The organism is Amycolatopsis sp. NPDC005961 (genome assembly GCF_040629235.1).
Classification (GTDB): domain Bacteria; phylum Actinomycetota; class Actinomycetes; order Mycobacteriales; family Pseudonocardiaceae; genus Amycolatopsis; species Amycolatopsis camponoti.
In genome coordinates this window covers 1-24,580 of record NZ_JBEXVF010000109.1, presented here as the reverse complement: position 1 = coordinate 24,580, position 24,580 = coordinate 1, and the positions used below count along the sequence as shown (strand labels likewise).

Sequence of the window (24,580 nt, the reverse complement as noted above, 5' to 3'; positions counted from 1 at the left end):
CACGACTCCATCGCCGCGGACAGCGCCAGCAGCGGCCGGACGTCCGATTCGATGTCGTCCGCCGGCGCGGGAACAGGGTTAGAACACTGTTTCTCACTCACGACAAGCCGCGGCAGATCGCCCACCGGCCCTTGCCCCCACAGACCGCCGCCCGCGGCCAGCTCCCGCAACCCCGCCACCACCTCCTCACGGCTCTCCCCCACCACCGCGCCACGCACCGGCAGGTGCTCGCGCCCGTGAGCGAGCGTCGAAGCCACCGCTCCCAGCGGCACCGACGACCTCTCGACCCACTCCGCCAGCTCAGTCGCCCGCGCCCGCACCACCTCCGCCGACCGGGCCGACAGGGCGAACACCGCCGGCCCCTCGACCCCGTCCGCCCGCACCGGGAACGACGCCGCCGGCCACTCCTCGACCACCACGTGCGCGTTGGTCCCGCCGAAGCCGAAGGCCGACACCCCGGCGCGCGCCGTCCCCGAGTAGCGGGGCCAATCCGTGCCCGATGTCACCACCCGCAGCCCGGTGAAGTCGATGTGCGGGTTCGGTTCCCGGAAGTGCAGGCTCGGCGGCAGCCGCCGGTGCGTCATCGCCAGCACCACCTTGAGCAGCCCCGCGATGCCCGCCGCTCCTTCGAGGTGGCCCAGGTTGCTCTTCACCGACCCCAGCAGCAGCGGACGACCGGCCTCGCGCCCGAGCACCGCCGACAAGGCTCCCGCCTCCAGCGGATCACCCAGCGGCGTGCCCGTCCCGTGCGCCTCGACGTAGTCCACAGAGGACGGATCGACGCCGGCCACCGCGTAGGCCGAACGCAGCAGATCGGCCTGGGCCACCGGGTTGGGTGCCGTCATGCCGTTGGACCGGCCGTCCGAGTTCACCGCGCTGCCGCGCAGGACCGCCAGCACCCGGTCACCCGCCCGGCGCGCCGCCCGCAGCGGCTTCAGCACGACCACCCCGCACCCCTCGCCGCGCGCGATGCCGTCGGCGCCGGCGTCGAACGGCTTGCAGTGCCCGTCCGCGGCCAGCACCCCGGCGCGGTGGAAGCCCGCGGTGATGCCGGGCGACAGCAGCACGTTCACCCCGGCGGCCAGCGCCAGCTCGCTCTCTCCGGACCGCAGGCTCTGCACCGCCTGGTGCACCGCGACCAGCGACGACGAGCACGCCGTGTCGAGCGTGAGACTCGGTCCGCGCAGGTCCAGCAGGTACGACAGCCGGTTGGCGGCGATGCTCGCGGCGGCGCCCGTGCCCGACCAGACGTCGACGCCGCCGACGTCGGTCATCGTCAGCGAGCCGTACTCGGTGGCCGACAGCCCGACGAAGACACCGGTCCGGCTGCCGCGCAACCCCGACGGCGGGATGCCGGCGTGCTCCAGTGCCGCCCACGCGACCTCCAGCAGGAGCCGCTGCTGCGGGTCCATCGCTTCGGCCTCGCGCGGGGTGATGCCGAAGAACTCCGCGTCGAACCCGGCGACGTCGTCGAGGAACCCGCCCCGCAGCGGCAACCCGGCGAGGTCCGACGCCGGCGCGAACGTCTCCCAGCGACCTTCGGGGACGTCGCCGATGCCGTCGCCCCCGGCCTCGAGGAACCGCCAGAACGCCTCCGGCGAGTCGATCCCGCCCGGCAGCCGGCAGCCGAGGCCGACGACCGCGATCGGCTCGTCGACGGCATCCGGGAGCAGCGCGACCGGCGAGGATTCCCCTGTGGACAGATGGGCGGCCAGCGCGGTGATGGTCGGGTACTGCCAGACGAGCGTCACGTCCAGGGGACGGCCGACGAACTGCCCGAGATCGGCCGCGAGGGCCGTCGCGTCCCGTGAGGACAGTCCCGTCTCGTTCAGCGGCCGGTCGGGGTCGACCGGGCCGAGCCGGGCGAGCAGCCACGCGCGCACCGCGTCCGTCGTGGTCATCCGAGCCGCCGCCCGGCCAGCGCACCGTCCAGGTAGGACGCCCGGCTGTGCGCCCGGCTGATCTTGCCGCTGGACGTCCGGGGCACCTCCCCGGGCGCCAGGACGACGACGTCGTGCAGGCGCAGGCCGTGCCCGGCCGACACCGCCGACCGCACCGCGGCCGTCACCTCGGCGACGTCGGCGTCGGAGTTCTTGGCGCGTTCCAGCGCGACGACCGCGGCTTCCCCGTCGTCGGTGCCGATCGCGAAGACGGCGGCCGAGTGCGGCCGGACGGCCGGGTGCTCCTCCACCGTCTGCTCGACGTCCTGCGGGTAGTGGTTGCGGCCGTCGACCACGACCAGGTCCTTCAGCCGGCCGGTGACGAACAGCTCGCCCTCGAACACCACGCCGAGGTCCCCGGTCGCCAGCCAGCCCTCGCCGGTCTCCGGGTCGAGCGGCGGCAGGCCGAAGGTCTCCGACGAGTCCCGGCCCCAGTAGCCGCGGCCGACGTTCGGGCCGCTGACCCGGATTTCGCCGACCTCGCCGGGCTCGAGAGCTTCGCCGGTGCCGGGATCGGCGATCCGCACCCGCTGCCCGGCCGGGCGGCCGCACGAAACGAGGGTCGACCCGGACGCGGCCGGCACCGCGGTCCCGGCGGCGAGCCGGTCGCGGTCGAACGTGACCTGCCGGGCCGGTTTTCCGGCGTCGGACACGGAAACGAGCACGGTGGCCTCGGCCAGGCCGTAGGACGACCGGTGGACCTCCGGCCGCAGCCCGCATTCGGCGAAGGCGGCCTCGAACTTCGCGATCGTGGCCGGCAGCACCGGTTCGCTGCCGTTGATCAGCGAGACGACCCGGCTCAGGTCCAGGTAGCTCTTCTCGGCGTCGGACACCCGCGATGCGCAGTAGGCGTAGGCGAAGTTGGGCGCCGCGCTGATCGCACCCGGGCTGGCCGACAGCGCGCGCAGCCACCGCGACGGCCGCTCGAGGAACGCCAGCGGATCCATCAGCACCGACGCCATGCCGCCGACCATCGGCGCGCCGATGCCGAGGATCAGGCCCATGTCGTGGAAGAGCGGGAGCCAGCTGACCGTCGAGGTCGTCCGGCTCTCCACACCGTAGGCGGTGCACGCCTGGCGGGCGTTGGCCAGGACGTTGCGGTGGGTCAGCACGACCCCGGCGGGCGAGCGCGTGGAACCCGACGTGTACTGCAGGTACGCCACCGCGTCCGGATCCGGCGAAGGCCAGTCCCGCGGTTCGGCCGGCGTCAGCGCGTCGACGGCGACCACGGCCGGCGCGGCCGCACCGGCGAGAAAGGCGTGCACCGCGTCGAGATCGCCGGTCGTCGTGAGCACGACGCGGGGGGCGCAGTCGGCGAGCGTCGCGACCAGCCGGCCCGCGTGCCCGGGCAGGCCGGGAGCGAACAGCGGCACGGCGACCAGCCCCGCGCGGATCGCGCCGAGGAACGCGACGACGTAGTCCACGGACTGCCCGGCGAGCACCGCCGCCCGGTCCCCCGCGACCGCGATCCCGCTCAGCCGCGCGGCGACCGCGCTGACCCGCTCGTCGAGCTCGCGCCAGGTGAGCGTGACCGCCCGGCCGTCCCCGCCGGCGCGGTGGTCCAGGTGGGTCACGGCGGCCTCGTCGCCGAGCACCCGGGCCCACCGGCCCAGCAGGGTCGCGAAGGACGCACGGTCGTCGATGGTTTCCCCGGTGACGGGAACCGGCTGGGAAATGGTTTCCATGGCTCCTCGCAGATAGCGTTTACCGGCGCAGTGAATAGCTGCTCCCGGACGGTTGTCAATCAAGGGAATTCCGATACTCACCGGCACACGGATTACGGCACCGCGCGTTTGTCACGCGGCGACGAGGTCGCGGCGGACCGGCCGCCCACCACGCGCACGGCCAGCAGCGCGCCGGCGAGCGTCAACCCGGCCGCGGTGAGGAGGCCGGCGGTGTACCCCGTGGCCAGCGCCACTCCCGCCGGCGCGCCCGCGTCGAGCCGGATCGACCGGACCGCCGTCAGGACCGCGCCGATCAGCGCCACGCCCAGTGCGCTCGACAGCTCGCGCGACGCCGTGAGCAGCCCGGACGCCGTGCCGGAGCGCCGTTCGGCCACGACGTCGAGCGCGTGCGACGTCAACGGCGTCGTGAACGCCGAACCGGCCCCGATCAGCACCAGCCCGGGCACCCGCGGGCCGATCGCCGGGAGGTGGTTCACGGCGGCGAGCGCGAGCAGGCCGCCGGCGACCACGGCGAGCCCGGCGCCGACCGTCCGATGTGGACCGAACCGGGCGACCGCCCACGGCACGAGCGGCGTCGCCGCCACCACCGCGACCGCGACCAGGGCCAGCGGCAACCCGGCCCGGACCGGGTCGAGACCGAGGAACTCCTGGTGCAGCAACGGCGTGAAGAAGACGATGCCCGAGATCCCGAGGCCCCACAGCACCTGCACGGCGAGCGAGCCGGCGAACACCCGGTTGCCGGTCAGGTCCGCCGGCACCAGCCGGTCGCGCGCCCGGTGCTCCCGGAGCACGAACCCGGCGCCGAGCGCGAGGCCCGCGGCGAGCAGCGCGATCCCGGCCCGCGGGTCCTCACCGAGTTCGACGAGTGCCGCGGTGAGCAGGACCAGGCTGGCCGTCACGACGGTCATCGCCCCGATCGCCGGACGCGGTCCGGGCGGTGCGCGGCCGGCCGGCACCGTCCCCGGCAGCAGCACGAGCATCGCCGCCACGAACGGGAGGTTGACGAAGAAGATCCAGGCCCAGCCGAGGTATTCGCTCAGCAGCCCGCCGAGCGCCGGGCCCAGCGCCAGCGCGGCGGCCAGGCACGCGGTCCACACGGCGGCACCGAGCGTCCGGCCCCGCGCGTCGAGGTTCGACCGCAGCAGGCTGAGCAGGCCGGGCACCAGGAACGCGGCGGCCGCGCCCTGCAGCACCCGGGCGGCGACGAGCAGGCTCGTCGACCCGGCGAGCCCGCCGGCGGCCGCGCCGATCCCGAACGCGAGCAGCCCGGCCAGCAGCGCCGGGCGCCGGCCCCAGCGGTCGATCAGGGTGCCCGCCACCAGGAGCAGGCCGGCGAACGGGAGCATGTAGCCGAGGGCGACCCACTGCAGCGTCCCGAGGTCGAGCCCGAGATCGCGGGCGATCGAGGGCGCGCCGGCCGCGACGATGGTGTTGTCCAGGGTCGTGACGAAGGCGCCGAGCGCGATCAGCACCAGGGTCCGCCGGGTCATCGCGCGCTCCCCGCCGGTTCGCGGGCGGCCGGGGCGCGCGAGCGCCGCGGGAACCACCAGTTGGCCTCGCCGAACCACGTCATCACCGCCGGGACCAGCACGCACCGGACGACCACCGCGTCGAGGAGCACCGCGACGGTCAGCCCGGTCCCGGCCTCCCGCACGACACGCGCGTCCACGAAGGCGAACGCCACGAACACCAGCGCCATGATCAGCGCGGCCGCGGCGATGGTCCGGCCGGTCGCCGCGACGCCCTCGACGACCGCGGCCCGCGTGTCACCGCGGCGGCGCCACGCCTCCTGGATGCGCGCGATGAGGAAGACCTCGTAGTCCATCGACAGGCCGAACAGGCCGGCGAACAGGAACACCGGCAGGTACGGCTCGATCGGCCCGCCGAAGGCGAACACGACCGCGCCGGTCGTCGCGGCCGCGGTCAGCAGGTTCATCACCGCCGCCGTCAGCGGGATCACGACGCTCCGGAAGACCCACGCCAGCAGCAGCACCGAGATGCCGACGACGCTGAAGAGGAACAGCGGGAGCCGCGCGGTGATGGCCGCGGAGAAGTCGGCCCGGGCCGCGACGAGCCCGCCGACGTGCGTGTCCGGGCCGCCGATCGTCGTGACCATCGCCCTCGTCCAGGTCAGCAGCTCGCCGGTGGCCGGGTCGCCGGGCGCGGTGCGCGGGGTGACGGTGAGGAGCCAGCCGCCGTGGGGCAGCGTCGCGGGCGGGCCGACGTCGGCGCGGGCGAGGAGCGCCTCGCGCAGCGTGCCCAGCGACGGGTCGCCGGTGCCCACCACCAGCAGCGGAGCGTCGGCGCCCGGGCCGAACCCGTCCCGGAGCAGTTCGGCGGTCGTCCGCGTGACGCTGCCGGGCGGGTCGAGCGCGGCGTCCGGCACGCCGAGCCGCAGGCCGGTCATCGGCAGCGCGAGCACGGCCACGACCAGCACCGCGGCGAGCGTGTACGGACCCGGCCGCCCGGTCACCGACCGCGCGAGCCCGGCCCAGCGGCGGCCGCTCCCCTCCGCCGGGATCCGCATCCGCGCCGCCACCGGCCGCAGCAACGCGGGCAGCAGGGTCAGCGCGGCGGTCGCGGTGAGCAGTACGGAAACCGCGGCGGCGACGGCGATCCCGTCGAGGAACGGCAGGCCGACGGTCAGCATCCCGGCCAGCGAGACGCAGACGGTGACCCCGGCGAAGACCACGCTGCGACCCGACGTCGCCGCCGCGACGGCCAGTGCCGCCGCGGTTTCCGCGCCTTCGCGGCGGCCCTGCCGGAAACGGGTGAGCACGAACAGCGCGTAGTCGACGCCGACCCCGAGGCCCAGTAGCGCGGCGATCTCGGTGCTGATCTTCGGCACGGTCATGACGTGCGACACCAACGTGACCGCGGCCAGCGCGCAGCCGACGGACACCGACGCCGTGACGACCGGGAGCAGGACGCACGCCGCCGAGCGAAACGTCACCAGCAGCACCAGGGCCGCGGCGAGCAGGCCGATCGCGGCGTTGCCCAGGTCGGGCGCGGCCGCCGTCATCGCGGCCAGCTCTCCGGTCGCGCCGGCAGTGAGGTCGTCGGCACCGCGGACGACGTCGGCGAAGGCGTCCGCGGTGCCCTGGCCGAGGTCGGCGGCCGGCGCGTCGAACCGGACCGGCAGGACCGCGGTCCGGTGGTCGGCCGACACCTGGCCCGGCGGCGGGCCCACGGCCACGACGTGCGGAATCGTCGCCAGCCGGGCGGCGAACGCGGCGAGCCGGGCGCGGCCGGTGCCCGTGTCGACCGGGCCGTCCGGCACGTGGACGACCACGCGTTCCTCGGCGCCGGTGCGGTGCAGCAGATGGGCCGCGGCGGTGCTGTCTGCGGCGGGCAGGTCCACCGTGTCACGGAAGTCCGCGCCGGTGTGCAGGACGGCGGCGACGAGCCCCGCCAGCGCCGTCAGCCACAGGGCCGCGACCAGGCCGGACCAGCGGAAGCACCACGAAACGACGGCCGTCATCCCGTTCTCCTTCCGCACACCCCTGTTGATCACGCTAACAACGGAATGGGCCGCGAAGATACGGGCCGGGATCACAAATCGAATTCCGGAAACCCTTGCGGCCGTGAGTGTTCCACCGCTTGTCGGACGCGTGACAAAGATGTGTGCGACCCTTGGCCCCGGCATGACAGAACCGGGTCCGGACGCAGGTCCGGCGGTTGCCAATCTCGTTTCCGTGTGAGTACATGACCCTTCGCGCCGAAGCGGAAAGGGGTGGCCATGACCCGGACGATCACCGTCCCGCACCCCCGCGGCACCGGCCGGGCGCAGCAGCTGTGGTGCTCGCTGCCCACCGAGCTCGCGCGACGGTTCCGGGCGCACGCGGACCCCATCTCACGGCGGATCCTCGAAGAGATCCAGCGGGCCGTGCCCGAGTACGCCAAGCCCCTCGAGGGCGAGTTCGGAAAGATGATCGTGCTGGCGATCGAGCAGGCCGTGCTCAGCTGCATAGACAGCATCGACACCGTACCGTCCACAGAGGACAACTGGCCGAAGCTGTTCCGGGAGGTGGGAAAGCGCGTTCACCACGACGGCGGCAGCCTGAACTCGCTCCAGGCCGCGTACCGCGCGGGTGGCCGCGCGGCGTGGCGGTACGTCGCGGAGCTGGGCCAGGCGCACCGCTTCCCCGCGGCCGTGCTGTGCGTCGGCGCGGAGGCGATTTTCGCTTACGTGGAGGAGATTTCGTCGTACTCCGTCGAGGGGTACACCCTGGCGCAGGCGATGGCGACCGGCACGCTCGAACGCCGTCGCCGCCGGCTGCTCGAACTCCTCCTGGCCAGCCCGCCGTCGTCCCCGGCGACGATCGCGACGATGGCCGAGGCCGCGAAGTGGGCCATGCCGAAGTGGGTCACGGTCGTCGCGCTCGACCCGCGCAGCGACCAGCACCTGACCCCGGCTCCCCAGGTCGCCGACGACGTCCTGCTCGACCTCGAAGGCACCGAGCCCTGCCTGCTGACCCCGAACCCGGACCGCGACCTGCGCGGCCTCGAAGGCCGGCTGCCGGGGTGGCGCGCGGCCGTCGGCCCCCGGGTCCGGCCGGCCGACGCGGCGACGTCGGCACGGTGGGCGCGCCGCACGCTCGACCTGGTCCGCCGCGGCCTGGTCGGCGACGGCGCGGTGACGCACACGGCCGACCACCTGGCGACGCACTGGCTGCTGCTGGACCGGTTCCTGCTCGACGAGCTGTCGGCGAAGACCCTCGCACCGTTCGCGGGCCTGACGGTGAAGCAGCAGGTCCGGTTGGCGGACACGTTGCTGAGCTGGCTGGAGCACAACGGGAACACGCCGGACATCGCGCAGGCACTGGGCGTCCACCCGCAGACGGTGCGCTACCGCGTGAGCCAGCTGAGCGACCTCTTCGGCGACCGGCTGACGGATCCGGCGCAGCGCCTGGAGATCCAGATGACCCTGCGGGCGCACCAGTTGCTGGGCACGCCGCCGCCGGGCGAGCAGTGACCCTTGACCGCGCGGTGCGGCGTCCTCCATGCTGTTAGCGCTAACAGTGCTGGGGAGGCCCGTCGATGACGCTTACCGAACTCACGCGGGAGTTCTTCGGCCGCGCCGGCGAAACCGACGTCCACCGGTACACGCTGTCCCGGCCCGACGGGCCCACGGTCCGCGTGCTCGACTACGGCGGCGTCATCCAGTCCGTGGAAGCCCCGGACCTGTCCGGGCGGCGGGCCGACGTCATCCTGGGCTATCCGGACCTCGACGGGTACTTCGCGAACAACCAGCCGGGCGCCGCGCGGGTGTTCCTGGGCGCGGTGATCGGCCGGTTCGCCAACCGGATCGCCGGCGGCGCGTTCGCCCTCGACGGTGTCCTGCACCGGGTTCCGGTGAACGACGGGAAGAACAGCCTGCACGGCGGCCCGGCCGGGTTCGACACGCGGGTGTGGTCCGCGAGCCCGGTCCCCGGCGGCCTGCGGCTGACGCTGGTCAGCCCGGACGGCGACCAGGGCTACCCCGGCCGGCTCGCGGTCGAGGTGACGTACCGCCTCGACCCGCGGCTGCGCATCACCTACCGCGCGACCACGGACGCACCGACGGTCGTCAACCTGACCAACCACACGTACTGGAACCTGGCCGGCGGCGGTGACGTGTACGACCACTCGCTGGCGATCGCCGCCGGCTCGTTCTGCCCCACCGACGAGAACCTGATCCCGGTGGGCGATCCGACGCCGGTCGAGGGCACGCCGTTCGACTTCCGCCGGGCGACGACGATCGGCGCCCGCCTCGGCGACCCGGACCCCCAGCTGGCGATCGGGCGCGGCTACGACCACAACTGGGTCCTCGACGACGGCGCACCGTTCGCCGCCCGGGCCTGGGAGCCGACGTCCGGCCGGTTGCTGACGATGTGGACGACCGAACCGGGCCTGCAGTTCTATTCGGGCAACTACCTCGGCCGTCCCGGCGCGGGGTTCGCGCTGGAGGCCCAGCACTTCCCGGATTCGCCGAACCGGCCGGACTTCCCGAGCACGGTGCTCCGGCCGGGCGAGGTCTACCACCAGGACACGGTCTTCGAGCTGACCACGGCGGACCGGCCGCCGGTGGCGTGAACGACATTCCCGCCTTTTCCGGCCGCTCTCGCCGTTACCCTCGCCGGTCATGGGAGATCTTTCCGCCGACCTCGCGCCCACCGGTGTGCTGCGCGCCGCCGTCAACCTCGGGAACCCGGTGCTCGCCCACGGGACGCCCGACGCGCCCGGCGGGGTCACCGTCGACCTCGCGCGCGAGGTCGCCGCACGGCTGGACGTGCCGGTGGAGTTCGTCTGCTTCGACGCGGCCCGGAAGTCGTTCGAGGCGCTGACCTCGGACGCGGCGGACCTCTGCTTCCTGGCGATCGAGCCGGCGCGCGCGGCTTCGGTGGCCTTCACGGCGCCGTACGTCGTCATCGAGGGCGTGTACGTGGTCCCCTCGGAGTCGCCGTTCAACGCTCCCGAGGACGTCGACCGGCCGGGCGTCCGGATCGGTGTCAAGGAGGGGTCGGCGTACGACCTCTACCTGACCCGGACGCTTTCCCGGGCGACGATCGTGCGCGGCTCGGACGGGGTGGCGGCGTTCGAGTCGCAGGGGCTGGAGGTGGCGGCCGGGATCCGGCAGCCGATGACCTCGTACGTCTCCTCACACCCCGGGACGCGGGTGATTCCCGAGCGGTTCATGCAGATCCGGCAGGCCGTCGGGACCACGCCGGCCCGGCGCCCCGAGACGGTCGCCTTCCTGCGCGAGCTGGTCGAGGAGCTGAAGGCGAACGGGTTCGTCGCCGACGCCCTGCGCCGCGCGAACCAGCCGGACGCCACGGTGGCGCCGCCCGCGTAGACCGTGGCGGCCGTCACTCTGCGCTGCCCCCGGTCGACGGAGCGATATCGCTTTTTCGTTGCCGCCGTCATCGGTGCGACATAGCGTCTTCTCGACGGTCGCAACGAGTGCTACGTTTCTCGTGGTCCAGGTCGATCCGAGGAGCTGCGATGAGGCTTACTCCCAGCGCTCACACCGACTCGTTCTGCCGCGACCGGCTGCCGCCCGCCGAGCAGTGGCCGCGGCTCGTCTTCGACCTGCCCGAGCTGGCCTACCCCGACCGCCTCAACGCCGCCACCGCCCTGCTCGACAGCGCCGTGGAGCGTTTCGGCGCCGATCGGCCCTGCCTGCGCTCCCTCGAGGACAGCTGGACCTACGGCGAGGTGCTCGCGCGGGCCAACCGGATCGCCCACGTCCTCACCGGCGAACTCGGCGTGGTGCCCGGAAATCGCGTGCTGCTGCGCGGCACCAACACGCCCTGGCTGGCGGCCTGCTGGCTGGGCGTGCTCAAGGCCGGCGCCGTCGCCGTCTCGACCATGCCGATGCTGCGCCGTCACGAGCTCGACAAGATCGCCGACCGGGCGCGGCCGGCCGTCGCCTTGTGCGACGAGCACCTGCTCGACGAGCTGCCGCCCGGCCTGCCCGTCGTCTCCTACGGCGCCGAGCTCGCCGCACGCTGCGCCCGGCACCCGGCGACCTTCGACGACGTGCCGACCGCCGCCGACGACGTCGCGCTGCTCGCCTTCACCTCCGGCACCACCGGGACACCCAAGGCGACGATGCACTTCCACCGCGACCTGCTCGCCATCGCCGACACGTTCTCGAGGCACGTCCTGCGGCCCACCGCGGACGACCTCTTCTGCGGCACCCCTCCCCTCGCGTTCACCTTCGGCCTCGGCGGCCTCCTCGTCTTCCCGCTGCACGCCGGCGCGTCCGTGCTCCTGCTGGAACGCGCCACCCCCCAGGAACTGGCCTCGATCGTCGCCGAGCGGTCGGTGACGGTGCTGTTCACGGCGCCGACCGCCTACCGCGCGATCCTCGGCTCCGGCGACGGCCCGCTGCTCAAGGGGGTGCGCCGCGCCGTCTCCGCCGGCGAAGCCCTGCCCGCCGCCGTGGCCGAGCAGTACCGCGACCTCGTCGGCCGCCCGCTCATCGACGGCATCGGCAGCACGGAGATGCTGCACGTCTTCATCTCCGCGGCCGACGACGCCGCCCGCCCCGGCACGACCGGCACCGTCGTCCCCGGCTTCCGCGCCGCCGTCCTGGACGCCGACGGCACGCCCGTGCCCGACGGCACGCCCGGGCTGCTCGCCGTGCGGGGCCCCACCGGCTGCCGCTACCTCGAGGACCCGCGGCAGGCCGGCTACGTGCGCGACGGCTGGAACATCACCGGTGACACCTACGTCCGCGAACCCGACGGCTATTTCCGGTTCGTGGCGCGCAGCGACGACATGATCGTCTCCTCCGGCTACAACATCGCGGCTCCCGAAGTCGAAGAAGTGCTGCTGAGCCACCCGGACGTCGACGAGTGCGCGGTGGTCGGCACGCCCGACCCGGACCGGGGCGCGGTCGTGACGGCCTTCGTCGTGCCGCGACCGGGAGCCACCCCGGGCCCGGCCCTCGCGCAGGCCTTGCAAGAGCACGCCAAAGCCGTTGCGGCGCCGTACAAGTACCCGCGCCGGGTGCGGTTCCTCGACGCATTGCCGCGCAACGCGAGCGGGAAGCTGCAGCGCTTCCTGCTGCGCGAGCGGTGACGGGGGTGACGGGCCCGCTGCCGAGGTGGGGTGGCGGTGGGCCCGTCACGTCTGGGGGATGCCGGGGGCATGGCTCCATCCTAGCCACGGATTCGAACATGTGTTCGCGTCTCTTCGAGTGATTCCCGGCTACGAAAAGTCACCATCGCCCGGCTGATTCGCGCCGTGGCAACACTTCCGGGTGACACGAAGTCCTCAATGGACACTTGCGGACCACGGCAAACGCGCCGGAACCCCCATCTGGGGTCTCGTCACGCGCCGGCGGACCGGGCGCCGCCGTCGGCAGAAGTCCTGACCCCGCACTGACCTGCGCCGGAGGAGCATTACCCCGACGCGCCGCGGAGCCGGTGCACGACCCGGAATCCCGGTCCCATAAAGTCTTCGCGCAGCCATCCGGAGGTGAACGCCCGCGTGCCCGAGGTCGACTACTACGAGGTGCTCGGCATCCGCCGGAACGCCACGGCGGCCGACGTCAAGACGGCCTACCGCCGGCTGGCGAAGACCATGCACCCCGACGGCGGCGGGACGGTCGGCACGTTCCGGCTGCTCCGCGAGGCGTACGAGGTCCTCGGCGACCCCGTCGCCCGCGCGCGGTACGACTCCGGCGGCGCGACGGTGGTCCCCGTCCCGGTCCGGCCGCGGCCCCGGCGGCGCTTCGGGGACGAGCCGGGGTTCGTCCCCGACCTGCCCGACCTGGACGCCGAAGACCTCGACTGGTGGCACTTCGCCGGGCAGGACACCCGGATGCGCCACGGCCGCCGTCGCGGGCCCGGGCACACGCCGGTCGTCGCCGCGGTGGGCGGGATGGTGCTGGTGCTGCTGCCGCTGGTCACCGGGGTGGGGTTCAGCACGCCGGTGCTCATCGTCTGGCTGCTGCTGACCGCCGGCACCGCGCTGCTCGTCCAGCGCCTCGCCCGCGGCTACCTGCGGGCGAACAAGGCGCGCGAGGCGTACGCCGAGGAGTTCGGCGGCCGCACCGTGTTCGGCGCCCCCGGCACCGAGCGCGACGAGCTGGCCGAGCGGCTGACCGCGGACCTGCTCGAGACATACCTGACCCGGCTCCCGGGCGCGCGGATCTTCCACGGTCTGGCGTGGCCCGGATCGGTGTTCGCCGACGTCGACCACGCGGTGCTGTGCGGCAAGCGGCTGGTGCTGATCGAGTCGAAGCTGTGGCTGCCCGGCCACTACGAGACGGCCGAGGACGGCAGGCTGCTGCGCAACGGCCGCCCGTTCCGCGGCGGCGGCAGCAGGCTGGCGGAGAGCCTGGCCGCGTACCGGGATCTGCTGCCGGGCGTGGCGCTGCGCGGAGCGATGATCGTGTACCCGAGCCGCAGCGGCGACCTGACCACGGCCGACCCGGGCGACCTGCCGACGGCGCCGATGACGCCGGAGGAGTTCCTGCACGAGATCGGCGAGTGGCTCGCGGCCGATCCGTCCACAGTGGACCATTCAGCACTGCGGACGATGCGGGACCAGGTCGTCGGCGGGGGCGGCCGGGCGGCTTGAGCCGCGTCAGGGTGCGGCGCAGAACGGGCCGCGCGTGCTGCCGCATGAGGGGCCGGGTTGCGCGGTGGAAGGTCCGGCGCCGCATCGGGTGCGGTGCATGCCGCTCGCCGGGCCGCGTCGTGGGAGCTGGTGCCGTCGGCCCCGGGGGCAGGCCGGCATGTCAGGCTGGGTCGTGTGAATCCTGCCGCCACGCTGGGTACCGTGCTGCTGGCCTACCTCCCGGCGGCCGTCTCGCCCGGTCCGAACTTCGTGCTCATCGCGCACACTGCCGCGGCCGGTACGCGGCGGGCCGCGGTGGCCGTCGCGCTCGGGGTGGTCGCCGCCGGTGGGGTGCTCGCCGCCGTTGCTGTGTTCGGGCTCGGCGGCGTCCTCGCCCGCGCCCCGTGGCTGGCCGCCGCCCTACGCGTCGTCTGCGGTGGCTATCTCGCCTGGCTCGGTGTGCGACTGTGGTGGCAAGCTCGCCGATCGAAGACACCGGACCGAGGTGAGGAGTCCCCCTCCACCCGGGCCGCGGCGCTCGACGGCGATGCCGCACCGGGCCACTTCCGCCGAGGCGTGCTCAGCAACCTGACCAACCCGAAAGCCGCCGCGTTCTTCGGCAGCGTCCTCACCGCGACGCTCCCGCCGACCGAACCCACCGCCGTCAAAGCCGCGGCCGTCGCGCTGATCCTCGTGGTCTCGACGGCCTGGCACCTGAGCGTCGCCCTGCTGTTCTCCGCTCCCGCCACCCAGCGCTGGTACGCCCACGCGAAACCCACCCTGAACCGCGTGGTCGGCTCGATCCTCGTGGTCCTCGGCGTCGCTCTCGCCGTAACGCCGTGAAGGCCTCCCCGCCGCAGCGAGAAGGCCTCCACGAACGAACGGACGAACCTACCGGACCCCACCCGAAGCACGCTGCTTCTGCGCGTGCGCGGAGCGGGTGCAGACCTCACCGACGTCGACCGTCTGGCCGCGGTCGGCGTACACGTCCGCCACGCCGACGAGCTGGCCCTTCGGCGACGTGCAGGTCAGCTGGTAGGCCTCCTTCGGCCCGTACGTCGGCGGGATCGGCGACGCGAACGACACGTCCCCGCTCCAGTCGTCGACCGTGGCCGGGTCGGCCTGGTCGTAGTTGACCACCACGGCCTTGTAGTCGCCGGCCGGCGGGTCGAACAGCACGGCGTGCTCGGACGTCGTGCCGCCGTTCGCCGACGAGCTGACCAGGTTGCCCGCCGCGTCGTAGATGAACAGGTCCCAGTCGGTGGCGGTGCTGGCCCAGTTGATGTTCACGCTGAACTTCCCGTTGTCGACCTGGGGCAGGCCGTTCACGTGGAAGGTGAACGAGTCACCCGCCGGGTCGGCCGGGTAGTTCTGGTTGATCGGCGGCACCCCGGCCGGGTTGGTCACCGCGAAGCCCTGCTGCGCCGGGCCCTGCGGGTCGCGCCCGTAGCGGCCGGCCACGTACGGCCGGGTCGACGGGTTGACCGACCAGGCGAACCGCCCGCCGGTGGTCGTGAACTTCGAGTTCAGGTCGTCGGTGACGTAGATCGGCGGCTTGGTGGAGCCGTCGGCCTGGATCACCGGCGACGTCGGCGTCTGGAACGTCTTGTGCAGCTTGAGCTGGTAGCCCTTCGGCGCCGAACCGATCAGCGTCGAGTGCTGCTGCGGGTCGGCCGCGCTGCCCAGCTGGTCCAGGAAGGCCTGCCGGTTACCGCCCTTGCCCGCGCCGGCGGCCGGCGCGAGGCCTTCGTACTCCGCGACGACGCTGTCGGCGTAGGGGCCGTGGAAGCCGTTGCCGCCGACCTCGATGGTGAAGCCCCAACCGCCGGTGGCCCAGTACGACCAGTCCTCGGTGGTGCCCGTGGTGTCGTACAGCGCCCAGCTCGGCTCACTGGTGTAGCCGTTGCGCGACGCCATCTTGTCGCCGAGGGCCTTGTAGGCCGGCTCCTCCAGCGGCGGGCGGACGTCCGCCACGCCCGGCGGGCGCAGCACCAGCGCGGCGACGGTGTGCATCGTCATCAGGTTGGTCACCTGGCGCGAGGACACGATCGAACGCACGTTGCGCACTTCGGGCTCGCTGAACGGCGCGGACCCGCGGAAGGTGTCGCCGCTCCAGGCGATCTCGGCGCCGTTGCCGCCCCAGAACCCGGCGTAGTTGCGGTTCGGGTCGGTGCCGCGCAGGCGGCCGGCCGGGTTGGCCTTGCAGACTCCGGTGGAGTACTGCGCCGGCGAGTCGTTGACGTTGCAGTTCTTGCGCTTCATCTCGTAGTCGAACCGGGTGAAGTCACCCTTCGGCTCGGCCTCGCGGGAGATCTCGAAGCCGTCCGGGTTGATGATCGGCACGACGATGTTGCGGGTCTTGCCGACGAGGCTGCGGATCGCCGGATCGTGCGCGTACCCGTTGATCAGCTCGTACGCCCACTCCATGACGTGCTCGCCCGCCGGCCACTCCCGGGCGTGGTGCACGCCCATGGTGAAGTTGACCGGCTTGCCGTCGGTGAGGTTCTTGACGTCGCTGGCGATCTCGATCCCGACGACGTCGCGGCCTTCCCACGTCGACTCGGGCATGGTGAACGCCGAGACCAGGCCCGGGTTCTTGCGGGCCAGCTCCTTCAGCTCGTAGTTGTAGTCGTAGAGGTGCCGGTAGCTCGTGCGCCCGGACGGCAGCGCCGAAGCGGCCGTGGTCGCGGCGTACTGGCGGTCCGTCTTCGCGTCCTGCACGGACTTGGCCGAGAGGTCGGCTTCGATGACCTTCGACTTGAAGCCGGTGTTCTTGAGCGTCTGGCGGTCCGCGTCGTCGGCGAGGACGACCTCGACCCCGGTCGCGTCACCCTTCTCCGTGACGTCGAGGCCCGACGCGGTCAGCTTGTTCTTGTCGGCGCGCGTCGGCGTCTCGACGCGGACCAGCTGCGCCTTCTGCACGGTCGTCGGCGTGCCCTGCGGGGTCAGCGCGAGGAAGTCGACGCCGAGCTGGGCCCGGTCGGCCGACCCGCCGTAGCGGCAGCCCTGGACGATGAGCTCCTGGTCCTTCTTCACGAAGCTTTCGGCGAGTTCGCGAGTGCGCAACGCGGCCGAAGCGGCGACCACGGCACCGGTCGCCTTGTCGAACACGGCGACGTCCCAGTCGCCTTCGGTGCCCGAGGCCGGCTTGAGCCGAGCCTGGACCAATCCGTCCACAGTGGACTTGAGCTCGCGGCGATCGGTGCCCGGCGTGCCCTTGGGCAGCACCTTTGCGAAGCACGAGCGTGGTACCGACTTGTCGGCACGCAGGATGTTCTGGGCCGCGCCGGCGGTACCGGCCGGTAACGTGACGAACGCCGCCGCCAGCGCCACGACCGAAGCCGCCAGCACCAGTCTTCTTGGTGAATTCCCCACAGGCAAAGACCTCCTTGACCGAGGCCGGCACAGCACGGACGTACCGGTAGCGAGTGACCGTAATGGACGAAAACCGGCTACGGTAACCGCCGTAAGTCGTACAGCCCTCGCTCCGTTTTCACGCGAAGGTTCGCCCGAAAGAACCTTTACCGGGAGTTCAACGGCCGGTCGGCTACTGTCGGTTCATGGTCACGGTCCCTGCGCGACGAACGTCGCTCGCCGTCTCGCTGGGCGGCATCGCCGCCCTCGTGCTCGGTGCCGCGCTGGTGCTGCTGCTGCAGGTCATCCCACCGACCGACCAGATCAGCGCGACCCGCCGCACGATCAGCGAATACGGACTGTCGGACCACAAGTGGGTGTTCGACCTCGCGGTGGTCCTGGTGGCGCTGGGCTCGGCGGCCGGGCTCGGCGTCCTGCACAGCCAGCGGCGGCTGCCCGTGCCCGCGGCCGTCCTGGGTGCACTGTGGACGGTCGGACTGCTGGTCATCGTCGCTTTCCCGAAGCCGGACTGGGCGACGGTCTCGCGCTCGGACTTCGGCGGCACGCTGCACCGGATCGCGAGCGTCGTGGCCTTCGTGGCCCTCCCCCTGGCGGTGCTGGTCGCGGCGCGCACGGCGTTCCCGGGCTCCCCCGGCCGCCGGTGGCTCGCCCGCGTGCTCGCGGTCGCGTCGCTGGCCTGGTTCGCGGTGATCCTGGGAGCCGTGGTGGTCGCGGCGGCCGACGGCGGCCGCTGGTGGACGCTCATCCCGCTCGGCCTGGTCGAACGCGGGATGGCGCTGACCGAGCTGATCGCGCTGGGTGTGCTGCTCGCTCCGGCGCGAAGTCAGGCTCGGTAGAGCTCGGTCAGCAGGGCGGCGGCCAGGTGCGTCGCCGGGTGCGCGTCGCGGTGGCGCCAGATGAGCCGGACCGGGATGCGGCCGGCGTCGCGCAGCGGCCGGTAGCGGATGCCGTCGCGCCGGTACTGCGCCGCGGTCGCCTCGGGCGTGACGCCGACGCAGCGCCCGGTCGCGATGGCCGCCAGCCAGTCGTCGATGTCGTGGGTGTACTCCACCGCCGGCCGCGCGCCTTCGGGCCACAGGTCCGGGGACGTGGTGCCGGTGCGCCGGTCGACGACGAGCGTGCGGCCGCCCAGCTCGGCGAACGGGATCACGCGGCGCCGCGCCCACGGGTCGTCCGAGGCGAGGGCGACGCACCGGCGTTCGTGGCCGACGACCGTGTGGGCGTAGCGGCGGGTGTCGACGGCGGTGCGGACGACGGCCAGGTCACAGCGCCCCTCGGCCAGGCCGCCGGTCGCCGTGTTGGTCCGCACCAGCTGGAGTTCGACGTCGGGGTGCCGGTCGTGCCAGCGCCGCTGGAACTCCGCGGTGTGCCGGCCCACCGCCGACCAGGCGTGCCCGAGCCGGAGCCGGGTGTGGCCGGTCGTGACCTCGTGGACGAGCGTCCCGGCGTCGGCCAGCAGGACCCGCGCCCGGGCGAGGACGGTGACGCCGGCCGTGGTCGGCTCGACGGTCCGGCTCGTGCGGTGCAGCAGCCGGACGCCGAGGACCCGCTCGAGCGCGAGCAGCGTCCGTGACACCGTCGCCTGGGAGACACCCAGCTCCAGCGCGGCGTCGGTGAAGCTCCCGGCGTCCACCACCGCAACGAAGTGCCGCAGGTGGCGCAGCTCCAGAGCGGACTCGGCATCCATGCGCTCAGCGTATAGGTGGCGTGTCGGATGCATTTTGCGTATGCGTCAGCGCCCGTGATAGTCGGGGCATGACGAGCACGGGCGCGGGGCGCTGGCGCGGAGCGGCGCTGATGACGGGCAGCGGGCTGTCCAACCAGGTCGGGGCGTCGGTCGCGGCCCTGGCCTTCCCGCAGCTCGGGCCGGCCGGGGTCGTGGCCGTCCGCCAGTGGGTCGCGGCCGTGGTGCTGCTCGCGACCGCGCGGCCGCGGCTGCGCGGGTTCACCGCCGCCCAGTGGCGGCTGGTCCTGGCCCTGGCGCTGGTGTTCGGGACGATGAACCTCTCGCTCTACAGCGCGGTCGACCGCGTCGGCCTCGGACTGGCCGTCACGCTGGAGTTCCTCGGCCCGCTGGCCGTCGCCCTCGCCGGGTCACGACGGCGGGGCGACCTGGTGTGCGCGCTGGTCGCGGCGGCGGCCGTCGTGGTCCTGGTCCGGCCGCGGCCGAGCACCGACTACCTCGGCATCGGCCTGGCGCTGCTGGCGGCCGCGTGCTGGGCGGCCTACATCCTGCTCAACCGCGCGGTGGGCGCCCGCATCCCCGGCATCGCGGGCTCGGCGGCGGCCGCGGGCGCGTCCGGGCTGGCGTACGTGCCGGTCGGCGTCTGGGCGATGATCGCGCACCGACCCGAGCTCGGCGCGGTCCTGGCCGCGGTGACCGCCGGTGTCCTGTCGTCGGCCGTGCCGATGCTGGCCGACCTGCTGACGCTGCGGCGGGTCCCGGCGTCGGTGTTCGGGACGGTGATGAGCGTGAACCCGGTCCTGGCGGCGCTGGTCGGCTGGGTGGTGCTCGGCCAGCGTCTCGACGTGCTTTCGTGGGTGGCGATCGGGGTGATCGTCGTGGTCAACGTCGCGTCGGTGACTGGGCCGAACGGGTAACGCGGCCCAACCCGCGGGCGCGGTCGGGCGTGAAGCCTGCGCTGACCGATTCCGAGGGGGAATTCGCATGTTCCGACGTGCTGCCGCGCTCACGTTCGCGGCACTCGCACTGGGCACCGCCGTCACCGCACCGGCCGCGACCGCGGCCGACGCGTGCACCTGGACGGCGCACAGCATCGCGGCGCCCGACGGCTACCTCGCCGCCGACGTCGACATCAGGGGGACCGACAGCCACGGCAGCTACTCCGGCACGGTCTCCGACCGGAGCGTCAACATGAGCCGGGTGGTGCTCTGGACCGGCGGCAAGCCCGACATCCCGGACGCGCTCGCGAAGTTTGTCTACCCGAGCGTCGCCGACGAGAACTCCGCGGGAACGGTGCTGCTGGACGGTGGCTCGCCGTCCGCCGGATGGGGCGTCTACCTGTTCAGCGGCGGTCACCTCGGCCCGGGCACGCTCACGCGCCTGCCCGACCCGCCCGGCTACCAGCTCGAATCGGCCGTCGGGCTCAACGACCGGGGCGACGTCCTCGCGTCCGCCACCGATCTCAAGGACGGTCACCGGGTGAGCGTCCTCTGGTCGGTCCTGGCCGCGGGACCGCGCATCATCGACATCCCCGACCGGTTCGGGCTGGACCTCGACGACGACGGCACGGTGCTGCTCCGCGCCCCGGACAACCAGCTCGGCGGGCTCTGGCGGGCCGGCGTCGTCACCCCGCTGACCGGCGAAGACCGTCCCGTGCTGATCCGTCAGATCCGGAACGGCGTCGTGGTCGGCACGGCGATCGACTCGTGGCCGGCTTCGCGCGCCTTGGCGTGGCACGGCCCCGCCGACCCGCGTCCCCTCGAGCAGGGCGGGACGGCGGAAGCGACCAACAAGCACGGGCTGATCGCGGGCAGCCTGACCAACCTGATCGGACCGGCCGCGGTCTGGCAGGACACCCGGCTGCTGGGCCGGCTCCCGTTCCCCGACGGCGGCGACGCGGACGTGTTCGTCATCGGCGACGACGGCGTGATCTTCGGCAACACCAGCAACGCGCCGGCCGCCCTGCGGTGGACCTGCGACTGACGCGTCAGACGGGACGGAGGTCGGGCTCCGCGGTGTGCACCAGCCGCGGGTCCGGCTCCTCCCCCGCCATCGCGAGGAAGCCGCGTGCCACCCGCAGCAGCAGCGGCCAGTTCTTCGGGTTCCTCTTGTCCACCCCGCCGATCAGCTGCTTGAGCATCGAGAGCGTGTCGAAGTAGATGCGCTCGCACACCAGCTTCTCGTCGGCGTCGAACACGAAGTACGCCGTCATGCGGACGCGGAAGCGGGACCCGGTCGCCGGGATCGCGCCGAGCGGGCCGAGGTGCGTGCCCAGCAGCCAGAACTCGACGACGACCGCGTCGGCGCTGTGCCGCAGCGCGATCAGCTCGTGGTGCTGGTCGGGGAACGCGGTGCGGGTGTCCTGGTAGTAGCCGCGGACGGCACCGTCGCCGTCGTGGACGGTCATCGTCGCGACCACCTCGTAGTGCGGGTGCGGGAACGTCGAGAGCGTGGCGTCCCAGTCCTGGGCGACCTCGTCGCGGAAGTGGTCGAGCACCAGCTTCTGCCGCGCCGCCAGGACTTCGGGTGCGGGGATGTCGAACTCGCTCATCGCGCTCCTTAAATCTACGACGTAGGTAATCGACGATAACCTACACTGTAGGCACGCCGATGGAAGGGGACGCCGTGCTCGAAGGAACCCTCGCCCGCGCCAAGCCGGTGATCAGGTGGGGGCTCGGCCACGCGCTCCCCCGGACCGTGCTGCGCCGCGAAGCCCGGCGCGGCGACCTCCAGGGGCGGATGGTCGTCGCCGCGGCCGGCGGGCGCGACCTGACCGGGCTGTTCGAGGAGATCCGCGCCGCCGGTCCGCTCGCCCGCACCCGCTTCGGCTGGATGACCACCACGCACGCCGCGGTCCGGGAGGTGCTCTCCAGCGACGACTTCCGCGTCGGCGTCATCGGCGCCGACGGCTCGCCGCTCGGGCGGCTGGTCGAGTGGTCGGCCGGCGAGCACCTGCACCCGGTGCGGCCGCCGTCGCTGCTGGCGGTCAACCCACCCGAGCACACGCGTTACCGCAAGCTGGTCACCGGCGTGTTCACCGCGCGCGCCGTCGAGCAGCTGCGCGGGCGGGTCCAGGAGATCGCCGACGGCCTGCTCGACGGCCTCGACCCCGGCCGGCCGCTCGACCTCGTCGAGTCCTACTGCGGCCTGCTCCCGGTGACCGTCATCAGCGAGATCCTCGGCGTCCCGCCGTCCGATCTCGGCAAGGTGCTGTCGCTGGGCGCGGCGGCCGCCCCCAGCCTCGACCTCGGCCTGGGCTGGCGCACGTTCCGCGACGTCGAGACGGCGCTGGGCGAGTTCGACGCCTGGCTCGGCGAGCACCTCGACCACCTGCGCCGGAACCCCGGCAAGGACCTGTTCAGCAAGCTCGTCGCGGCCCGGGACGACGGCGTCGGCCTCACCGAGACCGAGCTGAAGTCCACCGCGGGCCTGGTGCTGGCGGCCGGCTTCGAGACGACGGTCAACCTGCTCGGCAGCGGGATCGCCCTGCTCGCGGACGACCCCGGGCAGCTCGCCGTGCTGCGCGAGCGGCCGCAGCTGTGGGGCAACGCCGTCGAGGAGGTCCTGCGGTACGACCCGCCGGTGCTGCTGACCGGCCGGGTGGCGACGCGGGCCACCGAGGTCGCCGGGGTGCCCGTGCCGCGCGGGGCGCTGGTGACGACGGTGCTGGCCGGCGCGAACCGCGACCCGGCGGTGTTCGCCGATCCGGGCACCTTCGACGTCACGCGCGAGGGCGCGCGCGACCACGTGGCGTTCGGCGCGGGACGCCACCACTGCCTGGGCGCGTCGCTGGCGCGCATGGAGGGCGAGATCGGGTTGCGCACGATCTTCGACCGGTTCCCCGGCCTGCGCGTGCTGCCCGGGGGCCGGCGCCGGGAGACGCGCATCCTGCGCGGCTACGAAAGCCTGCCGGCGGTGCTCGCCCCGTGACGACCCGGCGGGGCCGTCCCCCCAGGGACGCGGACGTCTTGTCGCGCGCGCGGATCCTTCGCGAGGCGCTCGCGCTCATCGACGAAGAGGGCTTGGCCGCGGTCAGCATGCGGAAGCTCGCGCACCGGCTCGGCGTCGACCCGATGAGCCTGTACAACCACGTCGACGGCAAGGACGCCCTGCTCGACGGGGTCGCCGAGGTGCTGCTGGCCACGATCCCCTCGCCGGTCGCGGGAGCGGGCCTGCGGGAGACGATGTCCGCGCTGGCGCACGGGTTCCGGGCCGCGATGCTCGGCCACCCGCGCGCGGCGCCGCTCGTGCTGACCCGCCGGCTGGCGTCGATGACGGCGCTCGCCCCGGTGGAGGCCGTGCTCGGCCCGCTGCTCGCGGCGGGCTACCCGCCGGACCGCGCGGTGCACGGGCTGCGGGCGGTGCTGGCGTTCCTGATCGGGACGCTGATGCGGGAGGTCGACGCGGCCCCGACGTTCAGCGGTGCCGCCGACGAAGGTCGGCTCGCGGACCTCTCGGCGTCCGGACTGCCCGCCGTGGTCGCGGCGGCGCCCTACCTCGCGGTGTGCGACCACGAAGCGGAGTTCGAGTTCGGGCTGGGGATCCTGCTCGACGCGCTCGCGCCGTGACTCAGCGGATCCGCTCGTGCAGGGCGGCCATCCGGGCGTCGAGGTCGGCCGCCGTCCTGGCCGCGGCGGCCAGCTCGCCCGCGAAGTCGTCCGGGACGCTGTCGGCGTACTTGTACGAGAGCTTGTGCTCGACCGCGGCCCAGAAGTCCATGGCGATGGTGCGCAGCTGGACCTCGACCTTGACCTTCTCGACCCGGTCGGACAGGAACACCGGGATCCGGACGATCAGGTGCAGGCTGCGGTAGCCGTTGGCCTTCGGCTTGGCGATGTAGTCCTTGGTGCGCAACAGCTCGACGTCGTCCTGCGCGGTGAGCATGCGGGCGACCTGGTGGACGTCGGAGACGAACGGGCAGACGACCCGGATGCCGGCGATGTCGTCGAGGACGTGCGCGGCGGCGATCCAGTCGTCGCCGAGGCCGCGGCGGTGGACCTTTTCCTTGATCGCCTCCGGCCGCTTCACCCGGCTCGTGATGTGCTCGATCGGGTCGTGGCGGTGGACGAAGTCGAACTCCTCGCTGAGGATCCGCAGTTTCGTCATCAGCTCTTCGATGGCGAACTTGTACATCAGCAGGAAACGCGGGAGCTGCCCGGCGACGGCGAGCTCGTCGGCCGCCTCCCGCAGGTCCTCGGCCGCCGGATCGGTGGTCACTGAAGCCTCAAGCTGTCGTCGGACGTTTTCGAGCACCAGGTTACTGCGCTCCACCGGATCAACGACCACCGGCGGGCCGGAGTTCCCGCCGGTCACCGGATCGGGTCACCCGATCGGGCGGGAGGTCGACGAGGTCCTGGGGTTTCGGTGGGGCCGGGCAGCTTGGCTCGGGCGCCGTCGGCGGTGGGGTCGCGGATCAGTCGGTTGCCGGCGGTGGGTGTGCCGGAGATGCCGCGGTTATCGAGGAGCCGTGGTCGCCGACGGGGGTCTCGCCGGAGCGGGACTGGGGTGCGGCACGGATCCGGGTGGCGGGGACCGTAGGCGGAGGGTGCGCACCGGCCCGCCGCGGTTTCGGTGAGCTGTGGTCGCCGACCTCGGTCGCCGGTTCCGGGCGGCACGTCGACCCGGGACCGGGGTGCCGCACGGGATCCGGGGCCGCAGGCGGAGGGTGTACTGGGGACGCCGCAGTCACCGACAACGCGCGGTCGCCGACCTGGGTCTCGCCGGACCTGGGCTGGAGTGCTGCGCGGAATCCGGATGGCAGGGCCGCAGGCGGAGGGTGTGCACCGGCACCCCCGCGCCCGGCATCGAGCGCACGACTTCGAGGTCCACCGCGAAGAGCACCC

Annotated in this window: 19 protein-coding genes; 11 read left to right on the top strand and 8 right to left on the bottom strand. The window is 73.3% G+C overall.

The window, feature by feature from the left end; all coding sequences use genetic code 11:
* The 4 genes from ABZ342_RS46255 to ABZ342_RS46240 form a co-directional block, all read right to left on the bottom strand.
* Positions 1-1,901, bottom strand: a 1,901-nt coding sequence (locus ABZ342_RS46255; protein ID WP_360487682.1) for a beta-ketoacyl synthase N-terminal-like domain-containing protein, incomplete at its 3' end; no start/stop codon positions are given.
* Positions 1,898-3,625 carry a fatty acyl-AMP ligase gene (locus ABZ342_RS46250; RefSeq protein ID WP_360487679.1) on the bottom strand — a complete coding sequence of 576 codons (1,728 nt, stop codon included), beginning with the start codon at positions 3,623-3,625 and terminating at the stop codon, positions 1,898-1,900. The genes ABZ342_RS46250 and ABZ342_RS46255, both read right to left, overlap by 4 nt.
* Before the next feature lie 92 nt (positions 3,626-3,717).
* The gene (locus ABZ342_RS46245; protein WP_360487676.1) at positions 3,718-5,115 is read right to left on the bottom strand and encodes an MFS transporter; all 1,398 of its coding nucleotides are present in this window, start codon (positions 5,113-5,115) and stop codon (positions 3,718-3,720) included.
* The gene (locus tag ABZ342_RS46240; protein WP_360487673.1) at positions 5,112-7,106 is read right to left on the bottom strand and encodes an MMPL family transporter; all 1,995 of its coding nucleotides are present in this window, start codon (positions 7,104-7,106) and stop codon (positions 5,112-5,114) included. Before ABZ342_RS46240 ends, ABZ342_RS46245 begins: the two co-directional genes overlap by 4 nt.
* Positions 7,107-7,364: 258 nt before the next feature.
* Between ABZ342_RS46240 and ABZ342_RS46235 the strand changes: the two genes are divergently transcribed.
* The 6 genes from ABZ342_RS46235 to ABZ342_RS46210 all read left to right on the top strand — a co-directional run bounded on the left by ABZ342_RS46235 (position 7,365) and on the right by ABZ342_RS46210 (position 14,521).
* Positions 7,365-8,600, top strand: coding sequence for a helix-turn-helix domain-containing protein (locus ABZ342_RS46235; protein WP_360487670.1), 1,236 nt, complete (start codon positions 7,365-7,367; stop codon positions 8,598-8,600).
* A 65-nt stretch (positions 8,601-8,665) separates the two neighbouring features.
* Entirely contained in the window at positions 8,666-9,700 is a 1,035-nt protein-coding gene (locus tag ABZ342_RS46230; protein ID WP_360487667.1) for an aldose epimerase family protein, read from the top strand.
* A gap of 49 nt (positions 9,701-9,749) precedes the next feature.
* Complete coding sequence (locus tag ABZ342_RS46225) at positions 9,750-10,460, top strand: transporter substrate-binding domain-containing protein (RefSeq protein WP_360487665.1); 711 nt, start codon at positions 9,750-9,752, stop codon at positions 10,458-10,460.
* A gap of 149 nt (positions 10,461-10,609) precedes the next feature.
* Positions 10,610-12,193, top strand: a complete 1,584-nt coding sequence (locus ABZ342_RS46220; protein WP_360487662.1) for an AMP-binding protein — start codon at positions 10,610-10,612, stop codon at positions 12,191-12,193.
* Between the two features lie 411 nt (positions 12,194-12,604).
* A complete protein-coding gene (locus tag ABZ342_RS46215; RefSeq protein WP_360487659.1) occupies positions 12,605-13,699 on the top strand; it encodes a DnaJ domain-containing protein in 1,095 nt (364 codons plus the stop codon).
* Positions 13,700-13,873: 174 nt separating this feature from the next.
* Positions 13,874-14,521 carry a LysE family transporter gene (locus ABZ342_RS46210; protein ID WP_360487655.1) on the top strand — a complete coding sequence of 216 codons (648 nt, stop codon included), beginning with the start codon at positions 13,874-13,876 and terminating at the stop codon, positions 14,519-14,521.
* 48 nt (positions 14,522-14,569) lie between these two features.
* Here ABZ342_RS46210 and ABZ342_RS46205 read toward each other — a convergent pair whose 3' ends face one another.
* Complete coding sequence (locus tag ABZ342_RS46205; protein WP_360487687.1) at positions 14,570-17,029, bottom strand: M14 family zinc carboxypeptidase; 2,460 nt, start codon at positions 17,027-17,029, stop codon at positions 14,570-14,572.
* A 209-nt stretch (positions 17,030-17,238) separates the two neighbouring features.
* Here ABZ342_RS46205 and ABZ342_RS46200 point away from each other — a divergent pair, with 209 nt between their 5' ends.
* A complete protein-coding gene (locus ABZ342_RS46200; protein ID WP_360487652.1) occupies positions 17,239-17,889 on the top strand; it encodes a DUF998 domain-containing protein in 651 nt (216 codons plus the stop codon).
* Here the strand turns inward: ABZ342_RS46200 and ABZ342_RS46195 are convergent.
* On the bottom strand, positions 17,877-18,740 hold the full coding sequence (locus ABZ342_RS46195) for a LysR family transcriptional regulator (protein ID WP_360487649.1): 864 nt from the start codon (positions 18,738-18,740) through the stop codon (positions 17,877-17,879). The genes ABZ342_RS46200 and ABZ342_RS46195 overlap by 13 nt on opposite strands.
* A gap of 68 nt (positions 18,741-18,808) precedes the next feature.
* Between ABZ342_RS46195 and ABZ342_RS46190 the strand changes: the two genes are divergently transcribed.
* Positions 18,809-19,654: an EamA family transporter gene (locus tag ABZ342_RS46190; RefSeq protein WP_360487646.1), complete on the top strand. Its 846-nt coding sequence runs from the start codon at positions 18,809-18,811 to the stop codon at positions 19,652-19,654.
* A gap of 67 nt (positions 19,655-19,721) precedes the next feature.
* A complete protein-coding gene (locus ABZ342_RS46185; protein WP_360487643.1) occupies positions 19,722-20,720 on the top strand; it encodes a hypothetical protein in 999 nt (332 codons plus the stop codon).
* 4 nt (positions 20,721-20,724) lie between these two features.
* On the opposite strand, the gene ABZ342_RS46180 is transcribed toward ABZ342_RS46185, so the two are convergent.
* On the bottom strand, positions 20,725-21,288 hold the full coding sequence (locus ABZ342_RS46180) for an ester cyclase (protein WP_360487640.1): 564 nt from the start codon (positions 21,286-21,288) through the stop codon (positions 20,725-20,727).
* 74 nt (positions 21,289-21,362) lie between these two features.
* Here ABZ342_RS46180 and ABZ342_RS46175 point away from each other — a divergent pair, with 74 nt between their 5' ends.
* Together ABZ342_RS46175 and ABZ342_RS46170 are read left to right on the top strand one after the other, a co-directional pair.
* Positions 21,363-22,667 carry a cytochrome P450 gene (locus tag ABZ342_RS46175; RefSeq protein ID WP_360487637.1) on the top strand — a complete coding sequence of 435 codons (1,305 nt, stop codon included), beginning with the start codon at positions 21,363-21,365 and terminating at the stop codon, positions 22,665-22,667.
* Positions 22,664-23,305, top strand: a complete 642-nt coding sequence (locus ABZ342_RS46170) for a TetR/AcrR family transcriptional regulator C-terminal domain-containing protein (protein WP_360487634.1) — start codon at positions 22,664-22,666, stop codon at positions 23,303-23,305. Before ABZ342_RS46175 ends, ABZ342_RS46170 begins: the two co-directional genes overlap by 4 nt.
* Before the next feature lies 1 nt (position 23,306).
* Here the strand turns inward: ABZ342_RS46170 and ABZ342_RS46165 are convergent, their stop codons facing one another.
* Complete coding sequence (locus ABZ342_RS46165; protein ID WP_284748653.1) at positions 23,307-23,954, bottom strand: GTP pyrophosphokinase family protein; 648 nt, start codon at positions 23,952-23,954, stop codon at positions 23,307-23,309.
* Between the last annotated feature and the right edge of the window lie 626 nt (positions 23,955-24,580).